30 protein-coding genes are annotated in these 22,012 nt (G+C 66.4%); 17 read left to right on the top strand and 13 right to left on the bottom strand.

Translation table 11 applies throughout. The annotated features are described in order from the left end of the window. Positions 1-52: 52 nt before the first annotated feature. From U6115_RS06365 to U6115_RS06355, 3 genes are read right to left on the bottom strand one after another with little or no spacing between them, the layout of a single operon-like run. Positions 53-511 (bottom strand): SixA phosphatase family protein, encoded by a 459-nt coding sequence (locus U6115_RS06365; protein WP_043576405.1) that lies wholly within the window; start codon positions 509-511, stop codon positions 53-55. A gap of 60 nt (positions 512-571) precedes the next feature. Next, positions 572-1,288: an LrgB family protein gene (locus U6115_RS06360; protein ID WP_043576406.1), complete on the bottom strand. Its 717-nt coding sequence runs from the start codon at positions 1,286-1,288 to the stop codon at positions 572-574. Continuing rightward, positions 1,285-1,629 (bottom strand): CidA/LrgA family protein, encoded by a 345-nt coding sequence (locus tag U6115_RS06355; protein WP_043576409.1) that lies wholly within the window; start codon positions 1,627-1,629, stop codon positions 1,285-1,287. Before U6115_RS06355 ends, U6115_RS06360 begins: the two co-directional genes overlap by 4 nt. A 95-nt stretch (positions 1,630-1,724) precedes the next feature. On the opposite strand from U6115_RS06355, the gene U6115_RS06350 reads away from it, so the two are divergent. From U6115_RS06350 to U6115_RS06340, 3 genes are all read left to right on the top strand, one after another. Beyond that, the gene (locus U6115_RS06350) at positions 1,725-2,249 is read left to right on the top strand and encodes a chorismate--pyruvate lyase family protein (protein ID WP_230623385.1); all 525 of its coding nucleotides are present in this window, start codon (positions 1,725-1,727) and stop codon (positions 2,247-2,249) included. Next, positions 2,249-3,121, top strand: a complete 873-nt coding sequence (ubiA, locus tag U6115_RS06345; RefSeq protein WP_043576721.1) for a 4-hydroxybenzoate octaprenyltransferase — start codon at positions 2,249-2,251, stop codon at positions 3,119-3,121. The genes U6115_RS06350 and ubiA overlap by 1 nt, the downstream gene beginning before the upstream one ends. 155 nt (positions 3,122-3,276) lie before the next feature. Continuing rightward, entirely contained in the window at positions 3,277-3,492 is a 216-nt protein-coding gene (locus tag U6115_RS06340; protein ID WP_043576415.1) for a hypothetical protein, read from the top strand. A 52-nt stretch (positions 3,493-3,544) separates the two neighbouring features. On the opposite strand, the gene U6115_RS06335 is transcribed toward U6115_RS06340, so the two are convergent. From U6115_RS06335 to hda, 5 genes are all read right to left on the bottom strand, one after another. Next, a complete protein-coding gene (locus U6115_RS06335; protein ID WP_043576418.1) occupies positions 3,545-3,976 on the bottom strand; it encodes a hypothetical protein in 432 nt (143 codons plus the stop codon). Next, entirely contained in the window at positions 3,973-4,908 is a 936-nt protein-coding gene (locus U6115_RS06330; RefSeq protein WP_043576420.1) for a Nudix family hydrolase, read from the bottom strand. The genes U6115_RS06335 and U6115_RS06330 overlap by 4 nt, the downstream gene beginning before the upstream one ends. Before the next feature lie 39 nt (positions 4,909-4,947). Then, positions 4,948-5,823 carry an ATP-binding protein gene (locus U6115_RS06325; protein WP_043576422.1) on the bottom strand — a complete coding sequence of 292 codons (876 nt, stop codon included), beginning with the start codon at positions 5,821-5,823 and terminating at the stop codon, positions 4,948-4,950. Between the two features lie 116 nt (positions 5,824-5,939). After that, the gene (locus U6115_RS06320; RefSeq protein ID WP_043576424.1) at positions 5,940-6,632 is read right to left on the bottom strand and encodes a histidinol-phosphatase; all 693 of its coding nucleotides are present in this window, start codon (positions 6,630-6,632) and stop codon (positions 5,940-5,942) included. Then, a complete protein-coding gene (gene hda / locus U6115_RS06315) occupies positions 6,629-7,303 on the bottom strand; it encodes a DnaA regulatory inactivator Hda (RefSeq protein ID WP_043576426.1) in 675 nt (224 codons plus the stop codon). Before hda ends, U6115_RS06320 begins: the two co-directional genes overlap by 4 nt. Positions 7,304-7,335: 32 nt before the next feature. Here hda and U6115_RS06310 point away from each other — a divergent pair, with 32 nt between their 5' ends. The 11 genes from U6115_RS06310 (at position 7,336) to U6115_RS06260 (ending at position 16,912) form a co-directional block, all read left to right on the top strand. Then, a complete protein-coding gene (locus U6115_RS06310; protein ID WP_155294747.1) occupies positions 7,336-7,503 on the top strand; it encodes a hypothetical protein in 168 nt (55 codons plus the stop codon). A 38-nt stretch (positions 7,504-7,541) separates the two neighbouring features. Next, entirely contained in the window at positions 7,542-8,579 is a 1,038-nt protein-coding gene (purM, locus tag U6115_RS06305; protein WP_043576428.1) for a phosphoribosylformylglycinamidine cyclo-ligase, read from the top strand. 96 nt (positions 8,580-8,675) lie between these two features. Then, entirely contained in the window at positions 8,676-9,317 is a 642-nt protein-coding gene (purN, locus tag U6115_RS06300; RefSeq protein ID WP_043576431.1) for a phosphoribosylglycinamide formyltransferase, read from the top strand. Then, the gene (locus U6115_RS06295; RefSeq protein WP_052258106.1) at positions 9,318-10,499 is read left to right on the top strand and encodes a DUF3108 domain-containing protein; all 1,182 of its coding nucleotides are present in this window, start codon (positions 9,318-9,320) and stop codon (positions 10,497-10,499) included. It begins immediately after the preceding gene. Further along, entirely contained in the window at positions 10,495-11,748 is a 1,254-nt protein-coding gene (locus tag U6115_RS06290; protein WP_197465963.1) for an RsmB/NOP family class I SAM-dependent RNA methyltransferase, read from the top strand. The genes U6115_RS06295 and U6115_RS06290 overlap by 5 nt, the downstream gene beginning before the upstream one ends. Positions 11,749-11,883: 135 nt before the next feature. Next, entirely contained in the window at positions 11,884-13,251 is a 1,368-nt protein-coding gene (locus U6115_RS06285; protein ID WP_047238071.1) for a chloride channel protein, read from the top strand. A 73-nt stretch (positions 13,252-13,324) separates the two neighbouring features. Continuing rightward, entirely contained in the window at positions 13,325-13,636 is a 312-nt protein-coding gene (gene grxD, locus U6115_RS06280; RefSeq protein WP_043576435.1) for a Grx4 family monothiol glutaredoxin, read from the top strand. A gap of 236 nt (positions 13,637-13,872) precedes the next feature. Then, entirely contained in the window at positions 13,873-14,508 is a 636-nt protein-coding gene (gene upp / locus U6115_RS06275; protein WP_043576437.1) for a uracil phosphoribosyltransferase, read from the top strand. Between the two features lie 77 nt (positions 14,509-14,585). Continuing rightward, the gene (locus U6115_RS06270) at positions 14,586-15,224 is read left to right on the top strand and encodes a hypothetical protein (RefSeq protein ID WP_043576439.1); all 639 of its coding nucleotides are present in this window, start codon (positions 14,586-14,588) and stop codon (positions 15,222-15,224) included. Positions 15,225-15,264: 40 nt separating this feature from the next. Further along, on the top strand, positions 15,265-16,506 hold the full coding sequence (locus U6115_RS06265; RefSeq protein ID WP_101527510.1) for a uracil-xanthine permease family protein: 1,242 nt from the start codon (positions 15,265-15,267) through the stop codon (positions 16,504-16,506). Positions 16,507-16,735: 229 nt separating this feature from the next. Further along, entirely contained in the window at positions 16,736-16,912 is a 177-nt protein-coding gene (locus tag U6115_RS06260; RefSeq protein WP_162837606.1) for a hypothetical protein, read from the top strand. A 46-nt stretch (positions 16,913-16,958) separates the two neighbouring features. On the opposite strand, the gene U6115_RS06255 is transcribed toward U6115_RS06260, so the two are convergent. Continuing rightward, positions 16,959-17,858, bottom strand: coding sequence for a LysR family transcriptional regulator (locus tag U6115_RS06255; protein WP_043576443.1), 900 nt, complete (start codon positions 17,856-17,858; stop codon positions 16,959-16,961). A 176-nt stretch (positions 17,859-18,034) separates the two neighbouring features. Between U6115_RS06255 and U6115_RS06250 the strand changes: the two genes are divergently transcribed. After that, positions 18,035-18,193: a hypothetical protein gene (locus tag U6115_RS06250; RefSeq protein WP_162837607.1), complete on the top strand. Its 159-nt coding sequence runs from the start codon at positions 18,035-18,037 to the stop codon at positions 18,191-18,193. A gap of 79 nt (positions 18,194-18,272) precedes the next feature. Here the strand turns inward: U6115_RS06250 and U6115_RS06245 are convergent, their stop codons facing one another. From U6115_RS06245 to U6115_RS06230, 4 genes are all read right to left on the bottom strand, one after another. Beyond that, a complete protein-coding gene (locus U6115_RS06245) occupies positions 18,273-18,779 on the bottom strand; it encodes a GNAT family N-acetyltransferase (RefSeq protein WP_043576445.1) in 507 nt (168 codons plus the stop codon). Continuing rightward, positions 18,776-19,285: a GNAT family N-acetyltransferase gene (locus tag U6115_RS06240; protein WP_043576447.1), complete on the bottom strand. Its 510-nt coding sequence runs from the start codon at positions 19,283-19,285 to the stop codon at positions 18,776-18,778. Before U6115_RS06240 ends, U6115_RS06245 begins: the two co-directional genes overlap by 4 nt. After that, complete coding sequence (locus U6115_RS06235) at positions 19,282-19,800, bottom strand: GNAT family N-acetyltransferase (RefSeq protein ID WP_043576449.1); 519 nt, start codon at positions 19,798-19,800, stop codon at positions 19,282-19,284. Before U6115_RS06235 ends, U6115_RS06240 begins: the two co-directional genes overlap by 4 nt. Positions 19,801-19,893: 93 nt before the next feature. Continuing rightward, a complete protein-coding gene (locus U6115_RS06230) occupies positions 19,894-20,625 on the bottom strand; it encodes an AraC family transcriptional regulator (protein ID WP_047238074.1) in 732 nt (243 codons plus the stop codon). 115 nt (positions 20,626-20,740) lie between these two features. On the opposite strand from U6115_RS06230, the gene U6115_RS06225 reads away from it, so the two are divergent. Continuing rightward, positions 20,741-21,082 (top strand): DUF7709 family protein, encoded by a 342-nt coding sequence (locus U6115_RS06225; protein WP_043576452.1) that lies wholly within the window; start codon positions 20,741-20,743, stop codon positions 21,080-21,082. A 78-nt stretch (positions 21,083-21,160) separates the two neighbouring features. Next, positions 21,161-21,712, top strand: a complete 552-nt coding sequence (locus U6115_RS06220) for a hydrolase (RefSeq protein ID WP_043576453.1) — start codon at positions 21,161-21,163, stop codon at positions 21,710-21,712. Positions 21,713-22,012: the final 300 nt, after the last annotated feature.

The following is a 22,012-nucleotide window of genomic DNA, read 5'->3' as shown; positions in this document are numbered from 1 at the left end:
ACGCCCCGGACAAGCCGGGGCGTCTTGGGAGGGGGAGGGGGCTGTTCGTCCATCACGGCTCCAGCATTCCCGGCGTCAGCATCAACTTCAGCCTGATCTGTTCCATGCCGTGGCGCTCGCGGCGGTTCAGCCACCACACCGAGCCCTTCTTCACGCTCCACAGCTGCTGCTGTTCAGCCAGCAGGCGCGCCGCTAGCCAGCCGATATACGGCTGATGGCCGACCAGCACCACCGCGCGCTCCGCATCCGGCCACCCCACCGCCGCCAGCACCTCGTCCACATCGGAACCGGGATTCAGCTCCGGCAGCACGGTATAGCTCTTGGCCAGGTAGTTGGCGGTCTGCTGCGAACGCTTGGCTTCCGAAGCCAGCAGCAGGTAATTGTCGGGCAGGCGCTGGCGCAGCCAGGACGCCATCTGGCTGGCCTGCTGCTGGCCGCGCCGGGTCAGCGCGCGCGACAGATCGTCGGCGCCCTCTTCCGCTTCGGCATGGCGCCACAAGATCAAATCCATATCGTTCTCCTTTTCTCGCCGGCGGCTTGTCTTCACGCCAAGCCAACCGCGCCCTGCATGCTAACCGACCTGCAGCCAGCGCACCAGCCATGGCAACAGCATCGCGGTGAACACGCCGTTCAGGCCCATCGCCAGCCCGGCGAAGGCGCCCGCGGCCTCGGAGAGATGGAATACCCGGGCGGTGCCGATGCCATGGGCGGTGACGCCGGTGGCCACGCCCATCAGCATGTCGTCGTCCCAGCCCAGCAGCCGGCACAGCGGCGGCGCCAGCACCGCGCCGACGATGCCGGACACGATCACGAACATTGCCGCCAGCTCCGGCGCGCCGCCCAGCTCGCCGGCCAGGCTCATCGCGATCGGCGTGGTCACCGCCCGGGTGGCCAGCGACACCAGCACCGCGTGGTCCAGGCCCAGCCACCAGCCCAGGCCGGCCGCGCTTGCCATGCCGGCCAGGCCGCCGACGCAGACGCTGAGCAGCAAGGGGACGGCGGCGCGCTTGAGCCGCGGCAGATTGCCGTACAGCGGCACCGCCAGCGCCACGGTGGCCGGCCCCAGCAACAGCTGGATGAAGCGCGCGCCGCCCATGTACTGCTGATAACTGCTGCCGCTCAGCCACAGCCATAGCAGCACCATCAACACGCCCAGCAGCACCGGGTTGGCCAGCGGGTGGCCATGGCCGCGCCGGCTGGCGGCCAGCGCCAGCCGGTAGGCCAGCAGGGTGACGAAAATGCCGGTCAGCGGCGAATCCAGCACGGCGGAGGGCAAAATCGGGATCATCTGCGCCTCCCCCGCAACAACAGCTTGAGCATGCCGGCGCTGACCAGCGCGGTGAGCAGCGTGGACGCCAGCAGAATCAGCAGCAGCTGCCAGCCATGGCTGCGCAGCAAGGGCGCGTAGGCCAGCAAGGCGCCGCCCGCCGGGATGAACAGCAAGGACATGTGGCCAAGAAAACGCGGCGCCTCGCGCTGCAGCGTGGCCGGCACCGCCCGGCGCAGCCAAAGGGTGGCGAACAGCAGCAGCATGCCCAGCACCGGGCCGGGCAGCGGCCAGCCGAAATGCCGCGCCAGCGCTTCTCCCAATAGTTGATACGCCAGCAGCCACAGCAACAGGTCCAGCATCTCGCCTCCCTCGGTTCACGCGGCTTTCATGATAACGGCAAGCCGGCCGCGCCGGGTAGCGACAAGCCCGCTCGGCTTTTGGCATAATGCGCGCCATGGTTAACGATGCCCAATGGCGCTGCGCGCCGCCCGTCCTGCCCGCCCCCGTACTGGATTGCCTGACCGAGCCCGCCTCGCTCAGCCTGCGCCTGCAGGCCGGCGGCCGCCGTTTCGCCGTGCGGGTGCTGGACCAGGGCGACAGCCGCGCGCTGCCCGACGAGGCCGAGGCGCTGGATCTGCCGCCCGGCGCGCCGCTGTACGCGCGCCATGTGCTGCTGACGCTGGACGAGACGCCGGTGGTGTACGCCCGCAGCGCCACCCGCCACGACTGCCCCGCCTGGATGCCGGTGCTGATGCGCGGCAGCCGCTCGCTGGGCCTGACCTTGTTCGGCGAATTGCCCGCGCTGCGGCGCGAGCCGCTGCATTACCAATTGCTGGACAGCCGCCATCCGCTGGCGGTAGAAGCCGCCGCCGCCGAAGCCGCCGAGACCTACCCGGCGCGGCGCTGCCGCTTCCTGCTGGACGGCTCGCCGCTGCTGCTGACCGAACTGTTCCTGCCCGCCCTGAAGGATTTACTGTGATCTCGTCCGCCACCCTCCGCGACCGCTACGACAACTACAAGCAGCTGATGCGCTGGGACAAGCCCATTGGCACCCTGCTGTTGCTATGGCCGACGCTGTGGGGCCTGTGGATCGCCGCCGACGGCAAACCCGACGCGCTGATCGCGGCCATCTTCTGCCTGGGCACCTTCCTGATGCGCTCGGCCGGCTGCGTGATCAACGACTACGCCGACCGCGATTTCGACGCCCATGTGGCGCGCACCAGCCAGCGGCCATTCGCCCGCGGCGCGGTCAGCAAGAAAGAGGCGCTGCTGCTGGCCGCCTTCCTCGCCCTGCTGTCCTTCCTGCTGGTGCTGCCGCTCAACCATCTCACCTGGCTGCTCAGCGTGCCGGCGGTGCTGATCGCCGCCAGCTACCCGTTCACCAAGCGCTTTTTCCCGATGCCGCAAGCCTACCTGGGCATCGCCTTTTCCTTCGGCATCCCGATGGCTTTCGCCGCCCAGACCAACCAGGTGCCCGCATTGGCCTGGATCCTGCTGCTGGCTAACGTATTCTGGGTGTTGGCCTACGATACCGCCTACGCCATCGCCGACAAGCCGGACGATCTGAAGATCGGCATCAAAACCTCGGCCATCACGCTCGGCGACTACGACGTCGCCGCGGTGATGGCCTTCCACCTGCTGTTCCTGGCGGTGATGGCCGGCGTGGGGCTGCGCCTCGGCCTGCTGTGGCCCTACTATCTGGGACTGGCGCTTGCCGCCGCGCTGATGGCGCTGCAATACCGCGACATCCGCCACCGCGACCGCGCGCTGTGCTTCAAGGCCTTCCTCGACAACAACCGCGTCGGCGCCGCCATTTTCGCCGGCCTGCTGCTCAGCTACTGGCTGCGCTAAGCCGGCGCCGATATGCCATTTACAATAAATTACATCTGAATGGCGCCGATTTCATGAACTTCCCCGCCTCCCCGCCGATCTGAGCATGGCCGGGTCCTGTCCCGGCACAGGGCATACACGCCGATACCAATAAGTCACACAGGAAGGTGAACATCATGAAAAAACTGCTGACCGCTCTGATCGCTGCTGCTTTCGCTGGTTCCGCTTTCGCCGCCCCGGCCGCATCCGCCCCGGCCGCCGAAAAGAAGATGGAACACAAGGCCGAGCACAAGAAGTCGCACCACAAGAAAGCGCACAAGAAGCACGCCTCCGGCGCCGCGCATGAAAAGCACAAAAAGGCTGAGCACAAGGCAGCCTCCGCCGCCAAGTAAGCCAGGCGTAAAAAAAGCTCCCGCAAGGGAGCTTTTTTCATGGCCGCACCACCTAGCGCACAGTGAACGGCAGCCGGTAGGCGGCCTTGCCGTCCTTCAGCTCCGCCACCCAGTTGCGGCTGCCGCTGACGCACATCGGCAGCGTCACCGTCGCCTTCCAGCCGGCGCCGTCGCGGACGAAGACGTAGCGGTTGAAACCCATGTCCATGTCCGGCATCGAAAAATCCACCGCCGGCGGCGTCTCGCCCGCCAGTCCGCTCAGCCGCAGCTCAAACGGCCGGCCATGCTCGGGCGGCGCGGAAAACGCCAGCCTCCCCCCGCCCGGCAAGGCGCAGCCGCCGCGGCCGATGTCGCAGGACAGCGTCAGCGGCTTGGCCGCCGCCGGCTTGTTGTGCAGATACCAGTAGATCAGCCCCGCCTTCAGCGCGCCGAAAACAATCAGCGCCACGCCCAGCCACAGCAGCTTGCGCTGCTTGGCCGTCATCGCCAGGCCCCGCGCATCAGCGCCACGCCGTGCGCGCCATGCTCGCGCGCCGGCGGCAGATCTTCGGCAGTCAGTCCGCCCAGCGCGTACACCGGCACCGGCACGCCGCCGGCCAGGCAGGCGGCAAAGCCGTCCCAACCCAACAACGCCGCGTCGGGATGGCTGGCGGTGGGCGCCACCGGGCTCAACAACGCGTAGTCCAGCCCCAGCTCGCCGGCGCGCGCCAATTCGTCCGCGCCGTGTATCGACGCGCCCACCCAGTCGAACGCAGGCCGCGCGGTCAGCGCGGCCAGCCGCGCGCCTGTCAGATGCACGCCATCCACCGGCCAGCCTTCCAGCCAGGCCGGATCGGCGTTGACCACCAGCTTGCCGCCGCGCGGACGGACGATGGCGGCGGCGCGGGCGACGAAATCGGCCAGCTCCTCATGCCCCATCCCATGCTCGCGCACCTGCACCATGCCCCAGTCGCGCTCGACCAGCCGCGCCAGCTGCGCCTCGACGCCGATCTCGGCGGCGCAGGTGATCGCATAGCAGGCCGGCAGCTCCAGCGATTTCAGTATCGGTCCGTTGGCCGGCAGCATCGGCGCCACCGTGTAGCGGCCCGGCCGCTGCCAGGCGAAAGACTGCGCCTCGCGCGGCTGCGGCTCGCCCTGCCAGTCCCAGATGCGGAAAAAGCGCAGGTGGACCGACGCGTGCTCGTAATGGTGGATCTTGGTCAGCCACGGCGTGGCGGCGGTGACGATGATGCCCATTTCCTCGTGAAACTCGCGCTTCAACGCCTCCAGCGGCGTCTCGCCCGGCTCCACCTTGCCGCCGGGAAACTCCCAGTAACCGGCGTAGGGCTTGCCCTCCGGGCGGCTGCCCAGCATGAAACCGCCATCCGGCCGCATCAGTGCGCCGGCCACCACCTCTATGATCTTGTTGCTCGTCATCTTTTCAATCTGTCGACTATGGGCGCGTGCCGCCCGGATTCATTTCTTGCCGGCCTGCTTGGCCAGCCTCTGGCTGCCGGCCCAATGGCTGGCGAATTGCCAGGCCACCCGGCCGGAGCGGCTGCCGCGCATCAGGCTCCATTGCAGCGCCGCGCGCTCGGCCTTGTCGCCGTATTTCAGGCCGAAATGGCCCAGCCACTCCTTCACCGCCGCCAGATAGGCGTCCTGGTCGAACGGGTAGAACGACAGCCACAGGCCGAAGCGGTCGGACAACGACACCTTCTCCTCCACCGCCTCGCCCGGGTGGATCTCGCCGTCCTTCAGCCAACCCTCGCGGTTGTCGGCCATCTGCTCGGCCAGCAGGTGGCGGCGGTTTGACGTCGCGTACACCAGCAGGTTGTCGCAGCGGCGCGAGAGGCCGCCATCCAGCGCGCTCTTCAGCGCCTTGTAGCCGGCGTCGCCGTGTTCGAACGACAGATCGTCGCAATACAGGATGAAGCGCTCCGGCCGGCCGGCCACCAGCTCCACCAGCTGCGGCAGGTCGGCCAAGTGTTCGCGGTCTATCTCGATCAGCCGCAGGCCATCGGCGCCGAACAAGGGCAGCAGCGCCTTCACCAGCGACGACTTGCCGGTGCCGCGCGCGCCGGTCAGCAGCGCGTTGTTGGCCGGCAGGCCGGCGACGAACTGGCGGGTGTTGGCCAGCAGCTGCTCGCGCTGGCTGTCCACCTGGGTCAGCCGCGCCAGCTCCACCGTATGCGGATCGCGCACCGCCTCCAGCCAGCCGGCCAGGCCCTGGCGGTGCCAGCGGAAGGCTTGCGCGCTCCAGTCCGGCTCGCGCCGCGGCGGCGGCAGCATCGGTTCCAGCCGGGTCAGCACCGCTTCGGCGCGGCGCAGGAAATCCTGCAAGGCGTCCATCGTTTCCCTTTCTGCACAGCGGATGACAAAACAGCCTGCGACGCGAGCGGCAGGCTGTCAAAACGCAACGCCGGCGGCAAAGCCGGCGCCCGGGGCAAGCGGGCCGTGCCCGGAATTCAATCGCGCAGCGAGATCACCGGCCAGCCGTGCGCTTCGGCATGGGCGCGCAGCTTGTCGTCCGGGTCCACCGCCACCGGCTTGTCCACCAGCTTCATCAGCGGCAGGTCGTTGTGCGAGTCGCTGTAGAAGAAGCTGGTGCCGTAGCTGTCCCAGCTTTCGCCGCGCTCGGCCAGCCATTGCTCGATGCGGGTGATCTTGCCTTCCTTGAAGCTCAACACGCCGGTCGGGCGGCCGGTGAAGTTGCCGTCGGCGTCCTCTTCCAGCTCGATGGCGATCAGGTGCTCGACGCCCAGGTCGCGGGCGATCGGGCCGGTGATGAAGCGGTTGGTGGCGGTGATGATGACGATCTGGTCGCCCTCAGCCGCGTGCGCCGCCAGACGTTGCCGCGCCTTGTTCGGGATCAGCGGCTTGATGTGGTTTTCCAGATAGTCGGCGTGCAATTCGTCCAGCTGGGCGCGGCTGAAGCGGGTCAGCGGCGCCAGGATGAAAGCCAGGTACTCCTGCATGTCCAGCGTGCCGTTCTGGTACTGGCGGTAGAAATAGCTGTTGCGCTCGTCGTACTGGGCGGCGTCCAGGATGCCGCGCTTGATCAGGAAGCGCGGCCATTCGAAGTCGGAATCGCCGGCCAGCAGCGTGTGGTCCAGATCGAACAGGGCGAGATTGCGTTGGGTGGGGGTGGCTGTCGTCATGATTCCGGGGTGGCGGTTTGCAAAACGTTTTTCACCAGCGGCACGGTGATCGGCCGCCTCATCGCCAGCGAGTAGCGGTCCAGCATGTCTATCATGCCGATCAGGCTGGACAGGTCGCGCCGCCAGTGGGTGAGCAGGTAGCGGTAGACATCGTCCGGAATCGACAGCTGGCGCGTGGCGGCGTGGCTGCGCAAGGCGGCCAGCTTGTCGTCGTCGGACAGCGCCTTCACTTCCAGCACCAGTCCCCAGCCCAGCCGGGTGCGCAGATCGTCGCGCACCGACAAGGCCATCGGCGGATTGCGCCCGGCCATCAGCAGCCGCGATTCGCCGCTTTCCTTCAGCGAGTTGTAGAAGGAGAACAGCGTGATCTGGTCGTCCGGCGCCAGGTCGTCGACGTGGTCCACCGCGATGAAGCTGGCCTCGCGCGCGAAGTCCGGCAGATGGTCGCCCTTGCCGTCCAGATAGATGGCGGCGCGCCCCAGCCGCTCGGCGTGGGCGATCCAGGCCTGCAGCAGATGGGTCTTGCCGCAACCGGGCTCGCCCCATAGATAAATGAAGCGTTCGCCTTCGGTGGCGGTCAGGGCCGTGATCACCTCGCGGTTGCGCTCGGCCAGGAAATTGTCGAAGGCCGGCAGCGGCGTGGGCGTGAGATCGAGTACGAGCTGGTCCAAAGTTACTGTGCTGCGCTGTGTTTTGACATCAATTGTTCGATTTTACGCCGATACGGCCCTTCGGTGGAACCGCCTTTTGCCGCGGCGGCGGCGACGGACGCGGCGATGTCGCCGCCCGCGAAAAACCGCCCGCCGCTTTTGCCAGCCTGTTTGCCATTTTTCAGTTAAAATACAGTGCTTTCGCACCGGCGAAAGCTTGATGTAAAAATATTTCAAGTTTGCAGAAAGCGAGTTTATCTTGAATACCACGTCCCTCAGTTACCGTGATGCCGGCGTAGACATCGACGCCGGCGACGCGCTGGTCGAAAACATCAAGCCTTTTGCCAAGCGCACCATGCGCCCGGAAGTGCTCGGCGGCATCGGCGGTTTCGGCGCACTGGTGGAGATTTCCAAGAAGTACAAGGAACCGGTGCTGGTATCCGGCACCGACGGCGTCGGCACCAAGCTGAAACTGGCCTTCGACTGGAACCGCCACGACACCGTCGGCATCGACCTGGTGGCGATGAGCGTCAACGACATCCTGGTGCAGGGCGCCGAGCCGCTGTTCTTCCTCGACTACTTCGCCTGCGGCAAGCTGGACGTGGCGCAGGCCACCGAGGTGATCAAGGGCATCGCCGCCGGCTGCGAGATGGCCGGCTGCGCGCTGACCGGCGGCGAAACCGCCGAAATGCCGGGCATGTACCCGGCCGGCGAGTACGATCTGGCCGGCTTCGCCGTCGGCGTGGTGGAAAAGAGCAAGGTGATTTCCGGCCGCGACATCGCCGCCGGCGACGTGGTGCTGGGCCTGGCCTCCAACGGCGTGCACTCCAACGGCTACAGCCTGGTGCGCAAGATCATCGACCGCGCGCAGCCGGAACTGGACGCGCCGTTCGACGGCGGCAAGACGCTGCGCGACGCGGTGATCGCCCCGACCCGCATCTACGTGAAGCCGCTGCTCAAGCTGATGGAAACCCTGCCGGTCAAGGGCATGGCCCACATCACCGGCGGCGGCATCACCGAGAACACCCCGCGCGTGCTGCCGGACAACGCCGTCGCCCAGATCGACGCCAAGAGCTGGGAACTACCCAAGCTGTTCCAGTGGCTGCAGCGCGAAGGCAAGGTGGACATCCAGGAGATGTACCGTACCTTCAACTGCGGCATCGGCATGGTGGTGGTGGTGGCGGCCGAACACGCCGAGCAGGCGATGGCGCTGCTGCGCGAAGCCGGCGAAACCGTCTATCGCATCGGCGCCGTCCGCGAGCGCCAGGGCGACGAGCACCAGACGCAGATCGCTTAAGGCTTAGCACACGCAGCCTTTTGCGCGCCGCTGGCCCCGCCGGCGGCGCTTGTCATTTGGCGGACGCCAATCCGAACACTGAGTAGACAACGGCACATGAAAAACATCGTCATCCTGATTTCCGGCCGCGGCTCCAATATGCAGGCCATCGTCAACGCCGGCATCGCCGGCGCCCGCGTCGCCGCGGTGATCGCCAACCGCCCGGACGCGGCCGGCCTCGCCTGGGCGGCCGAGCGCGGCATCGCCACCGCGGCGCTGGACCACAAGGCCTACCCCAGTCGGGAAGCCTTCGACGCCGCGCTGGCCGAGGCGATAGACGCCCACGCGCCCGATCTGGTGGTGCTGGCCGGCTTCATGCGCATCCTGACCGCAGGCTTCACCCGCCGCTACGAAGGCCGGATGCTGAACATCCATCCGTCGCTGCTGCCGGCCTTCCCCGGCCTGCACACCCACGAGCGCGCGCTGGAAATGGGCTGCAAACTGGCCGGATGCACGGTACACTTCGTCACCGCCGAGCTGGACCACGGCCCCATCGTCGCCCAGGGCGCGGTGAGCGTGCAGGACGGCGACACGCGGGACAGCCTGGCCGCGCGCGTGCTGAAGCTGGAACACCAGCTGTATCCGGAGGCGGTGCGCCGCTTCGCCGCCGGCGAGCTCTCCATCGTGAACGGCAAGGTGGCCAGCGGTCCGGCCGCCGCCTGCGATCTGATGTCCCCGCCGCCATCCTATAAGGTTTAAATGTCCCGCCGCCGTCTGCTATTGATCGCGCTGTTTCTGTCGCTGGCCCTGCACTTCGCGCTGCTGGGCTCCGGCATGCTGCCCGCCATCAGCCTGCCGCCGGCCGAAGACACCAAGCTGGAAAAGATAGACATCAAGATGCAGGCGATGGGGCTGGAAGAAGCGGCGCGCCCGGCGCCGCCAGCCGGCGCCGGCGTCAACCTGGCCCCGGCCGGCGGCGCGGCCAAACCCGCGCCGAAACCCAAACCAAAGCCGAAACCGCAGCGCAAAGCGGCCGCCTCGCAAGCGGCGGACGAACCGAAAGCCGCGGCGTCGGCGCCCGCGGCCGAAACCGCCGCCGGCCAAGGCGAGCGCGCCGCCAGCGCGCCACACGCCGAGACCGCCCCCGCACCGTCCGCCAGCGCGCCGCACGCGGAAACCCGGCATGCGGCGGCGCAGACCGCGTCCGAAGACGCGGCCAAACCGCAAGACCCAGCCGGCTTCCTGCACCCGCCGCAGCCGCTGCGCAAGTTCCCGGTCGCGGCCAAGCTCAGCTACCAGCTGTACTGGAACGGCGTCTACGCCGGAACCGGTGAGCTAAACTGGCAGCAAGGCCATGGCCGCTACCTGCTGGAAACCGTGGCGACGCCGGCGTTCGCCTACCGCATGTTCACCCGCGGCTATCGCTACCGGGTGGAAGGCGGCATAGACGCCGGCGGGCTGCGCCCGGACAGCATGCTGTCGTTCGAGGGCGACAAGGCCAAGGAAGAGGCCCGCTTCGACTACGCCGCCGGCCAGTTGCGCTACGGCATGGGCGCCGGACAGCAAGTGGCGCTGCGCGCCGGCGCGCAAGACATTTACAGCCTGGCCTTCCAGCTGGGGCTGAAGGGCGGACATCTGGGCGACAAGGCGCTGCAGATCACCACCGCCAAGAAAGTCTACGATTACCCGATGGCGCCGACTGGAGCCTTCGACTACGACACCAACGCCGGCAAGATGCGGGTCGCGGTGTTCCAGGCCAAAGGAGGCGGCGACACCACCGAATTCTGGCTGGCGACGGATTTCGCCAACCTGCCGGTGCGCATCACGCGCATCGACGACAAGAAGCGGATCGAGCTGCGCGCGGTCCGCATAGAAGTGAATGGCGCGCTGCAGTGGGAACTGCCGCCGCAACCGACGAGACTGAACAAGAATGCACATTAGCCATAGCCAACTGAAACACCTGGAAACCGTCATCGGACAGATGACCCGCTTCGACCGCCCGGCCGACGCCGTGCTGTCCGCCTATTTCCGCGAGCACAACAAGCTGGGCGGCGCCGACCGCCACCTGATCGCCGAAACCGCCTTCGGCGCGTTGCGCCGCCTGATCCAGCTGCGCGCGCTGATCGCGCCGGAGAAAGCCACGCCGCGCCGCCTGGCGCTGGTGGCGCTGATGAAATTCAACAAGCTGAACGTCAAGGAATTGACCGAAGCCACCAGCGCCGGCGAGCGCGAGTGGCTCGGCACGGTCAAAGGCAAGACGCTGGAAGACAGCCTGGAAATCCGCGCAGAGCTGCCGCAATGGGTGATCGAGCGCCTGGGCGAGCAGGAGCCGTCCGCGGTGGAGGCGCTGGGCCAGGGCCTGATGTCGATGGCGCCGCTGGACCTGCGCGTCAACACGCTGAAGATGAAGCGCGAAGAGCTGCTGGACCGCCTGAACGCCGAAGGCATCCATTGCGAAGCCACGCCGTACTCCCCGCTGGGCATCCGCCTGAAAGACAAGCCGGCGCTGTCCAAGCACGAGCTGTTCAAGGCCGGCGCCTTCGAGGTGCAGGACGAAGGCAGCCAGCTCTTGGGCCTGATCACCGGCGCGCGCCGCGGCGAAATGGTGGTGGACTTCTGCGCCGGCGCCGGCGGCAAAACGCTGCTGCTGGGCGCGCAGATGTCATCCAGCGGCCGCCTGTATGCGTTCGACGTGTCGGAAAAGCGCCTGGCCAACTTCAAACCGCGCCAAGCCCGCTCCGGCCTGTCCAATGTGCACCCGCAACTGCTGGCGCACGAAAACGACGCCAAGGTGAAACGCCTGGCCGGCAAGGCCGACCGCGTGCTGGTGGACGCCCCCTGCTCCGGCCTGGGCACCCTGCGCCGCAATCCGGACCTGAAATTCCGCCAGAGCCCGGACAGCGTCGCCGAACTGAACGCCAAGCAGGCGTCCATCCTCGCCTCCGCCTCGCGGCTGGTGAAGAGCGGCGGCCGCCTGGTCTACGCCACCTGCAGCCTGCTGCCGCAGGAAAACCAGGCCATCGTCGAGGCCTTCCTGGCCGAGCACGCCGACTTCCGCCTGCTGAAGATGGACGAGGTGCTGGCCGAGCAGAAAATCCCGCTGCAATGCGGCGATTACCTGGAGCTGAAACCCCATCTGCATAACACCGACGGCTTCTTCGCCGCGGTACTGGAACGCAGCGCCGGCTAAGCCTCTCAATCCGCTTCAGACACAGCCCGCCAGCGCCCCGCCCGCGGGCTGTTCTCGTATTGGATCGGCATTCGTAGTACATTAGCGCCTGATAATTCTATCTCGCCCGGCCCCCGGCCCTGGAGCACCGACCCGATGCAGGACTACCTCAGCCGCCGCAACAGCCGGCAGAAAATGAACCGCCAGCTGCGTTATCTCTACCTGTCCGCGGCCCAATGGCGGCGGCAACTGCCGGTATGGATCGCGGCCATCCTGATCGGCGTGGTGGCTTACGTGTTCGCGCTGGGCAGCCATCTGTCTCACGACCTGTTCTACCAGGCCTATTCCTATTCGCCATACTGGAGCCTCTTGATCACCCCGGCGGGCCTGGCGCTGGCGATCTGGATCATGCACCGCTTCTTCCCCGGCTCGGCCGGCGGCGGCATCCCGCAATCCATCGCCGCGCTGGAGCCCGGCATGGAAAAGCTGCGCGAGACCTGTTTCACGCTGCGCGCCGCCTTCGGCAAGGTGCTGCTGACGCTGATAGGCATCAGCTCCGGCGCCACCTTCGGCTACGAAGGCCCCATCGTCCAGGTCGGCGCCGCCATCAAGTACTCGCTGAACCGCAAGGCCGCGCTGCGCCACGAGGGCGCCGCGCGCAGCTTCATCCTGGCCGGCGCCGCCGCCGCGGTGGCCGCCGCCTTCAACGCGCCGCTGGCCGGCATCGTGTTCGCCATCGAGGAAATGGGCCGCACCTTCGACATGCGCGCCAGTTCCACCATTCTGCTGTCGGTGATCGTGGCCGGCCTCACCACCTTCGCCATCAACGGCAACTACAACTATTTCGGCGTGGTGCAGGTGGCGATGGACAGCAACCAGACCTGGCTGGCCATCCCGGTATGCGGCGTGATCGGCGGCCTGGTCGGCGGCCTGGCCTGCCGGGTGCTGCTGGCGCTGTCGCAGCGGCTGCCGGGCCCGCTGCACGGCTGGCGCGTCCGCTACCCGATACGCTTCGCCGCCGGCTGCGGCCTGGCGCTGGCGGTGATAGGCATCGCCAGCCACGGCAGCACCTTCGGCACCGGCTACTTCCGCGCCCGCGACATCATCGAAGGCCACGGCGCGGCGCTACAGGATTACGGCGCGCTGAAGCTGATCAGCATGTTCGTCAGCCACATCAGCGCGGTGCCTGGCGGCATGTTCGCGCCGTCGCTGGCGGTGGGCGCCGGCTTCGGCCTCAATATGTCACAGCTTCTGCCGTTCTTGCCGCAGACCATGGTGGTGCTGCTGGGCATGGTCGGCTTTTTCGCCGGCATGACCCGAGCGCCGATGACCGGTTTCGTCATCGTGATGGAAATGACCGACACCTCGGGCATGATCATTCCGCTGATGGCCACCGCGCTGGTCGCGGCGTCGGTTTCGCGGCTGGTCAGCCGCCGCGCGCTGTACGAGGGCCAAGTGCGGCTGTTCCTGCCGCAATGGCACGCCAGGCTTAGGCAAATTGACCAGCCCGGTGGCCGCACGTAGAATAACTTATTGAAAAGATCGGGTATTTGCCGGGCGGCGTCATCCCCCCGGCGCAACGCTAAGGATTGCACACATGTCGATTCAACAAGATATTCAACAAACCGTCGCCGCCAACACCGTGGTGCTGTTCATGAAGGGCTCGGCCCAGTTCCCGCAGTGCGGCTTCTCCTCGCGCGCGGTGCAGATCCTCAAGGCCTGCGGCGTCGAGGACTTCCTCACCGTGGACGTGCTGCGCGACCCGGACATCCGCCAGGGCATCAAGGACTTCTCCAACTGGCCGACCATTCCGCAGCTGTACGTGAAGGGCGAGTTCGTCGGCGGCTCCGACATCATGTACGAGATGTTCCAGAACGGCGAACTGCAGGAAATGCTGAAAGACCTGTAATCGCGGTCCTCACACGCTCCCCGACCCGGCTTTGGCCGGGTTTGTCGTTTGCGCCGCGGCAAATTTGTCCGCAAACGGACTTTATCCTGTGGATTTCCCGGCGCGAGAAGCGTTAAAATACGCACCCATACCACCCACGGCAGCCCTGCGGCTGCCGCTGTCATATGTATTCGAAAGCTGTTTGCCGCGCGAAACCTCCGCGGCAAGCAGCTTTTTGCCAAGGTAGGGAGCCAGAATTGAACATCACCATCGTCGATCACCCGCTGGTCCAGCACAAGCTGGGCCTGTTGCGCGAAGCGGACACCAGCACCATGAAATTCCGCCAGCTGACCCAGGAGTTGGCACGTCTGCTCGCTTACGAAGCCACCCGCGACTTCGAGCTGGAAACCGTCTCCATCGACGGCTGGTGCGGCAAGATAGACGTCAAGCAGATCAAGGGTAAGAAAGTGACCGTGGTGCCCATCCTGCGCGCCGGCATCGGCATGCTGGACGGCGTGCTCGACCTGGTGCCGTCGGCCAAGATCAGCGTGGTGGGCCTGGCCCGCAACGAAGAGACGCTGGAGCCGGTATCCTACTTTGAAAAATTCGTCGGCAATCTGGACGAGCGCATCGCCATCATCATCGACCCGATGCTGGCCACCGGCGGCTCGCTGATCGCCACCATCGACCTCCTGAAGCGCAACGGCTGCAAAACCATCAAGGCGGTGGTGATGGTGGCGGCGCCGGAAGGCGTGAAGATCGTCAACGACGCCCACCCGGACGTGCAAATCTATGCCGCTTCGCTCGACAGCCATCTGAACGAGCACGGCTACATCATCCCCGGCCTCGGCGATGCCGGCGACAAGATCTTCGGCACCAAGCAGCAGGCCTGATCGGCCATGCTTTTCCATCAGCCGCCCGTTGCCTCCGCAGCCGGCGGCTTTTTTGCAAGCCCGCAACGAGGAACGCCATGGACCGCTACGCCGCGATAGACGCCGACTTTCTCGCCCGCTTCCCCGGCGGCTTCCAGGACCCGGACTGGCAAACGCTCGCCCGCCGGCACAAAAGCTACGCCAAGGCCGAGGCGCTGTGCCAGAGCGAGCTGACCCGCGCCAAGCTGGACGCGGCGCTCGCCAGCGGCAAGCTGGCCGACGCCACCCACGCCTGCCGCCAGATCATCTCGCTGGCCACCACGGTCAGCACTTTCGAGAAGATCGCCTTCCGCAACTACCTGGACAACCGCGACCTGAACCTGCCCTTCGTTCAGGCGCTGCGCGATGTGTTGCATGATTTCGGCCCGGACAGCTTCGCCGCCTATGTGGACACGCTGACGATGGCGCGGACCGACCCCAAGGCCAACGCCGCCAAATGGCCGATCGTCAGCTGCTTCCTGGCCTGCTTCGATCCGCAGGTCCATGTCTGCGTCAAGCCGACGACGGTGAAGAAAGTGGCGGCGCGCCTGGGCGTGGACATTCGCTACCAAGCCAAGCCGAACTATGAATGCTACGAGGCGGTGCAGCGTATGGTGCAGGATTTCAAGCGCCGCAGCATGGTGGCTGCCGATGTCGACAATGTGCTGGCGCAGGCGGTGATGTATTGCGCCGTCTGAGCCCGACAAGATTACAAAACCAAAACAAGGAAGAATGATGATGCAACAACTGAAGCTGGCGGTGTCCGGCGCCCAGATCCTGTTCGTCGCCTTCGGCGCGCTGGTGCTGGTGCCGCTGCTCACCGGCCTGAATCCGGCGATGGCGCTACTGGGCGCCGGCCTCGGCACCCTGCTGTTCCAGGCCTGCACTGGTCGCCAGGTACCGATTTTCCTCGGCTCCTCCTTCGCCTTCATCGGCCCCATCATCTACTCGATCCACACCTGGGGCCAGGGCGCGACCATGTTCGGCCTGTTCGCCGCCGGCTTCATGTACTTCGTGTTCGCCGCCATCGTGCGCTGGCGCGGCATGGCGCTGGTCAACAAGTTGCTGCCGCCGGTGGTGATCGGCCCAGTGATCATGATCATCGGCCTGTCGGTCGCCACCGCCGCTTCCGGCATGGCGATGGGCCAGGCCGGCGGCAAGCAGGTGCTGCCGTATGAAACCTCGCTGCTGCTGGCGGCCATTTCGCTGACCACCACCATCGTCGTCTCCATCTACGCCCGCGGCATGTTCAAGCTGGTGCCCATCCTGGCCGGCGTCGTCGTCGGCTACATCGCGGCCGCCTTCCTCGGCGCGGTGGACTTCGCCAAACTGGCCGCCGCGCCGTGGTTCGCGGCGCCCGCCTTCCACAGCCCGGAAGTCAACTGGGCGGCAGCTGCCTTCATGCTGCCGGTGGCCATCGCCCCGGCCATCGAGCACATCGGCGGCGTGATGGCGATAGGCGGCGTCACCGGCAAGGATTACACCAAAGCCCCCGGCCTGCACCGCACGCTGGCCGGCGACGGCCTGGGCGTGTGCGTGGCCGGCCTGATCGGCGGCCCGCCGGTGACCACCTACGCCGAAGTGACCGGCGCGGTGATGATCACCCGCAACTTCAACCCGGTGACCATGACCTGGGCGGCCATCTTCGCCATCTGCATGGCCTTCTTCGGCAAGTTCAACGCGCTGCTGCAATCGATTCCGATGCCGGTGATGGGCGGCATCATGGTGCTGCTGTTCGGCACCATCGCCTCCATCGGCCTGAAGACGCTGATCGAGGCCAAGGTGGACCTGATGGAGCCGCGCAACCTGGTGATCATCTCGGTGGTGCTGACCGCCGGCATCGGCGGCCTGACGCTGAAGCTGGGCGACTTCGCGCTGGCCGGCGTCGGCCTGTGCTCGGTGCTGGCCATCGCCCTGAACCTGATCTTGCCGCGCCAGGCGGCCAGCCACGACGGCATCGTCGAAGGCCAGGACATCTAGCCTCCGGCGGCGGCTCCGCCATGGAGCCGCCGCGCCTAAGGCGCTGATTCTATAAACATGTTTACAATTGGGCACATGTCAAAGACGCTGACGCTGCCTACACTGCAATCAGCGCCTCGGCACGAGGCCGCGGCGCCGTTGACCGGAGCCAAACTGCTGCCCAACCCAGCTTCACTTGCCCACAGCGGCTTGACACGGCCTGACCTCCTACAGCAAAAAGGATAAAGCCATGTTGAAGACCATACTCGCCAGTTCCCTGTCTCTCCTGCTGCTTTCCGCATCGGCCATGGCCGGCAGCGACGGCCTGTCCGTGATGTGGGCGATGCGCGGCCGGATGGACGCCCAGTTGCACAACCAGCCGGCGCCGATGGTGCCACAGTTCAATTCCATCCCGTCCGACCGCTAAGCGCAAGCAGCCCCAACCGCCTGCCGCCGGCAGGCGGTTTCACGTCTCAGATCGTCAGCTCGCCGTCCGCCACCGCCCGCTCCAGCCGCTGCACGAACCATTGCAGCGCCCGCCCCGGCTGCTCCAGTTTCCAGGCGAAGCACATCGGCGGGAAGGTGCCGTTCTCCTCTTCCTCTTTCTCCACCAGATGGCCGCTGTCCAGCCAGCGCTGCACATGCGAGCGCGGCAGGTGGCCGCTGCCCAGCCCGGCCAGAATCGCCTTCAATTTGGCCTGGCTGCTGTGCACGGTCAGCACCTGCTGCCCTTCCAGCAAGCCGCCGGTGCGCGCCGGCAGGCGGCGCGAGGTATCGCCGACCGCCACCGCGCGATGGCGGCGCAGCAGATGCGGCGGCAGCGGATTGGGCGCGTCGGCCAGCGGGTGGCCGGCCGCCACCACCAGCGCGAAGTCGTAGTCGCCGATATTGCGGGTGAAATAATCGCCGGGCGGCGGCTGGTTGGGCGCGCCTATCACCAGGTCGGCGCGGTCGTCGTACAAGGCGTCCCAGATGCCGCCGAAGCTTTCGCGGATGAATTGCAGCCGGGTGTCGGACTGCAGTTGGTCGAAATCGGCGATGGATGGCAACAGCTGCTCGAAACCGACCAGGTCTCCCACCACGATGCGCAGCTTGTCCTCCCAGCCCTGAGCCTGCTTGCTGACCCTCAGCTCCAGCTGGCGCGCGGCGTCCAGCAGATGGCGGCCGTCGCGCAGCAGCCGCTCGCCGGCCGGCGTCAGCCGCGCGCGATGGCCGCTGCGGTCGTAGATCGCCACTCCCAGTCCCTGCTCCAGCTTCTGAATGGTGTAGGTCAAGGCCGACGGCACTTTGTACAAAGCCTCCGCCGCCGCGGCGAAACTGCCGTGCTGCTCGATCGCATCCAATACCTGCAGAGCTTCCAAAGTCAGTTTCATCTGCGCCACTCATTCATTTTTTTTGAACACTTTGTTCGGTTCTTTTCGATTTTATCGCGTTCAAAGCCGCAATAGAATGAATTCCGTAACAAGACACCAGCAAAAACCGAACAAGGCATCAATATTTTTGATCCATAACCACTTGCTGGCACCACACACAAATAAAGGAAACCGCCATGCTGAAGCAAACCACTCTTGCCGCCCTGTCCCTGATCCTGCTGTCCGGCGCCGCCATGGCCGGCAGCGACGGCTACGCCAACATGAAGGCGATGCGCGACCGCATGGCCAGCGAGCAAACCCAGCAAGTGCAGCAACAAGCGCCGGCGCAAAAGTAAGCCGCCGCTCCCGCTGGCCAAAAGACAACGCCGCGAACCTTCCGGTTCGCGGCGTTGTTTTGCGTTAAGCGCTCCTCAGTCAGGAGTCGGGACGCAAACGCCCCATCAGCAAGGCATCATGGTAAGCGCCGTTGCGGAACGAATGCGCGCGCATCCGCGCCTCCTCGACAAAGCCGAACTTGCGGTACAAGGCCTGCGCCGCCTGGTTGTCGGGATAAACCGTCAACTCGATCCGTTCGAAGCCTATCCAGCTGTCGGCCAGGTCCAGCATGGCCGCCATCAGCAGCGTGCCGACGCCGCGGCGCTGCCAGTCGCGGTGGACATTGATGCCCAAACCGGCGATATGCTCCAGCCTGGCTTCGTCCAGCCGCCACAAGCCGGCGCTGCCGACCACCTTGCCCGCCGCGTTCTGGCAAACCAGCTGATACCGCCCGGCGCACAGCAACTTGCCCATGCGCGAGGCCATGGTGGCGGAAGACGGGAAAGGCAGCTGCAGAGTATTGCCGTATACCGACGGGTCCGAGGCTAACTCTTGCAAATCGGCCGCGTCGGCCGGCTCCAGATGGCGGATGCGCAATTCGCTCATTTCCACTCCCCCTCGCGCAGCCGCGCCATCGCCAGCACATCGTGGTAAACGCCGTCGCGCAGCGCATAGGCGCGCAGCCGCGCTTCTTCGACGAAACCGAATTTGCGGTATAGGGCTTGCGCGCGCAGATTATCGGCGAACACCGTCAGCTCGATGCGGCGCAGTCCCTGCCAGTTGTCGGCCAAATCCAGCGTCGCCGCCATCAGCAGCGAGCCGACGCCGCGGCCATGCTGCGCGGAAGCGACGCCGATGCCGATTTCGGCGGCGCGCAGCAGGCGCTCGCGGCGGGCCGGGATCAGCGCGGCCCAGCCGATTGCCAGGCCAGCCGCGTCCACCGCCACCAGCACGGTTCGTCCTGGCTCGTGCTTCTGCAGCCATTCGCGGCGCTTGCTCAAGGCGGGGCAAGGCAGGCCCAGCATGGAACCGAATACCGCCGGGTCGCTGAACAGCGCGTTCAAGGCCTCGGCGTCGGATGGCTCGGCATGGCGGATGCGATAATCGTTCATGCTTGCGCCCTCCCCGGCCAGTTCAGCCGGCCCATCACCAGCACGTCTTCAAGCTTGCCTGCGCGCAGCTGCTCCTGCCGCATCCGCCCCTCGTACTCGAAGCCGCACTTTTCATACAACGCGATGGCGCGGGCATTGTCATGCACCACCTTCAGCTCGATGCGGATCAGCCCCAGCCAGTTGTCGGCCAGGTCGACGATGGCGCGCATCAAGGCCCCGCCCACCCCTTTGCCCTGCCAGTCGTCGCGCACGATCAGGAACAGGCTGGCGCTGTGGCGCACCCGCATGCCCTCGTTGACGATCAGGCCGACGGTGCCGACCACCTCGCCGTCGCCGCTACAGGCCACCAGTTGGTAAAGGTTGGCGGGCCGCTCGCTCAGCCGCTTTTCGGTGGCGGACAAAGGCTGATACGGCAATTGCAGGGTGTCGGGATACACGCTGGGAGCGGTCGTGATGCGATGGATGGCGGCGGCGTCGGAAGGTTCGACGGAACGAATCGACAAGGACTGGGACATGGCGGTCTCCGAAGTTGGTGGGCGCCGGCGGGATCGCCGCGTGGCCCGGCAGACCATCATGCCAAATATTTATTGTGCATAGCAATATAATTTTCAGCCCGACAAAAACCGGCCCGGCGTCGCGCCGAAACAGCGGCGGAAGGCGGCGATGAAGGCGCTGCTGTCGCAATAGCCCAGCTCCAGCGCGCAGAAACCCACCGCTCTCCCCTCCGCCAGCAGCGCCTGCGCCCGCATCATCCGCAGCCGCTCGCGCCATTCGCCCAGCCCCAGGCCGGTTTCGGCGCGGAAATGGCGGATCAGGCTGCGGCGCGACATGCCGATATGGCCGGCCCAGCGTTGCAGATCCCAATCCAATGCCGGCTCCCGCAGCAGATCTTGCGCCAGCCGGCGCAGCGCCGGATGCTTCGGCCACGGCAGGCAGGACGGGTGCGGCGCGGCCCAGCCCAGTTCATCCACCAGCACCTGCAGCAGGCGCGCCGCGGCCGCCGCGCCGCCCGCTTCCGGCCAGGCGGCCAGGCGCTGGAAGATGCCGTCCAGCAGGGGGCTGCCGCTCCATGCCTGCAGCTGCGCCGGCAGCCGATCCAGCGCCGCCCCGCGCCCCTCCAGGCTCCAGCCCTCCAGGTCGCCGTGATAATGCGCGCCATGCGGCAAGCCGGCCGGCAGCCAGCCCAGGCACCCCGCCGGCAGCAGCATGCGCCGCTCCGCGGCGACCAGCTCCAGCGCGCCGCGGCGGACCAGCGTCAGCTGGCCTCCTTCATGGGCATGCATGGCGGTGTGGTCGCCGGCCCGCCGCTTCAGCGGCGTCAGCCTGACGCCGCCAGCCATTAACGCATCCGCTGCCATATTGGCCCTTTTTCAATATTCATTGGCACTCTATACAAAGCGCGCCGATCGCGCCAGCGCGATACTGGCCTCACCCCAACCCAACAGGAGCCAAACCATGAAACCATCCATCCAGACCGTCGCCCACACCAACGAACTGGCCGCCATCAACAGCAAGGTGATCGCCGACGGCGAAACCCTGCCGGCGGTGAAGCTGCGCGACGGCAGCACGGTGCAGACCGGCACCGTCGCCGCCATGCTGGTCAATATCGCCGCCTATAACCGCGGCGAACGCGGCGAGGTGGAGCGCCAGCTGGAATTGGCCGTGCCGACCCTGTTCAAGGTCGGGCTGTTCGATCTGTTCCCGGTTGAGGAATGGCTGCGCGGCGATAATCCCGGCCGCGCCTTGCTGGGCGCGATGGCCGCCCTCCACCTGGCCGACCAGGCAAACAACACATAGGCATATTCCGGCCATGGCAAGGATGCCGGCGGCCGGCATTGGCGCTAAGCTGGCGGTTCGATTCCACCGGAGCTGAACATGCTGATGCAAAGACAGGACGCCGCGCTGCTGGTCGTCGACATCCAGGACAAGCTGCTGCCGGCGGTGCACGACGCCGACGGCCTGCTCAAACGCAGCCGCTGGCTGGTGGCCGCCGCGCGCGATCACCAGCTGCCCATCGTGTTTTCCGAGCAATACCCGCGCGGGCTGGGCGGCACGGCGGCGGCGCTGCGCGAGGCGGCGCCGGAAGCGCCAACGGTGGACAAGCTGCATTTCTCCTGCGTGGCGGCGGACTGTCTGCCGCCGCTGCTGACCGACAAGCGCCAGATCATCGTCTGCGGCATGGAGGCGCATGTCTGCGTGCTGCAGACCGCGTTGGAACTGCTGCAGGCCGGCAAGCAGGTATTCGTGGTGGCGGACGCGGTGTCCAGCCGCAAGGCCTCCGACGTGGAGCTGGCGCTGGCGCGGATGCGCGCGGCCGGCGCGCAGATCGTCAGCCGCGAGATGGTGCTGTTCGAGCTGCTGCGCCAATCCGGCAGCGATCACTTCAAACAGATGAGCCAACGCTACCTGATGGGCGAGCAGCCCTGAGCAGGCCGCGAAAATGAAGCGGGGTTGTCGAAGCTTACCTCTTCGACAACCCCGTTCCAATGGCGGCTGAGCCGCTCTCGTCCTCCCCTTTGCAGACTGGCGCTGCGGACCTTGCGGCCCCGCTCACTAGCTTGCCCTTTACTAAGCAAGCGCCGTGCCAGCCAACCATGCTCAGGCAAGTCAGGGTTTTGGCGCTGCGCTGATAATCAAACCAGCCAGGAATGCACCAAATTGGTGCAAAAATCAGTTAGCCAGCACCAAACTGAAACACAAATTAACATTACCCGTCACATAAAAGAC

Source organism: Chromobacterium subtsugae (assembly GCF_035919665.1).
GTDB classification, from domain to species: Bacteria; Pseudomonadota; Gammaproteobacteria; order Burkholderiales; family Chromobacteriaceae; genus Chromobacterium; species Chromobacterium subtsugae.
This window is presented reverse-complemented; position numbering and strand designations above follow the sequence as displayed.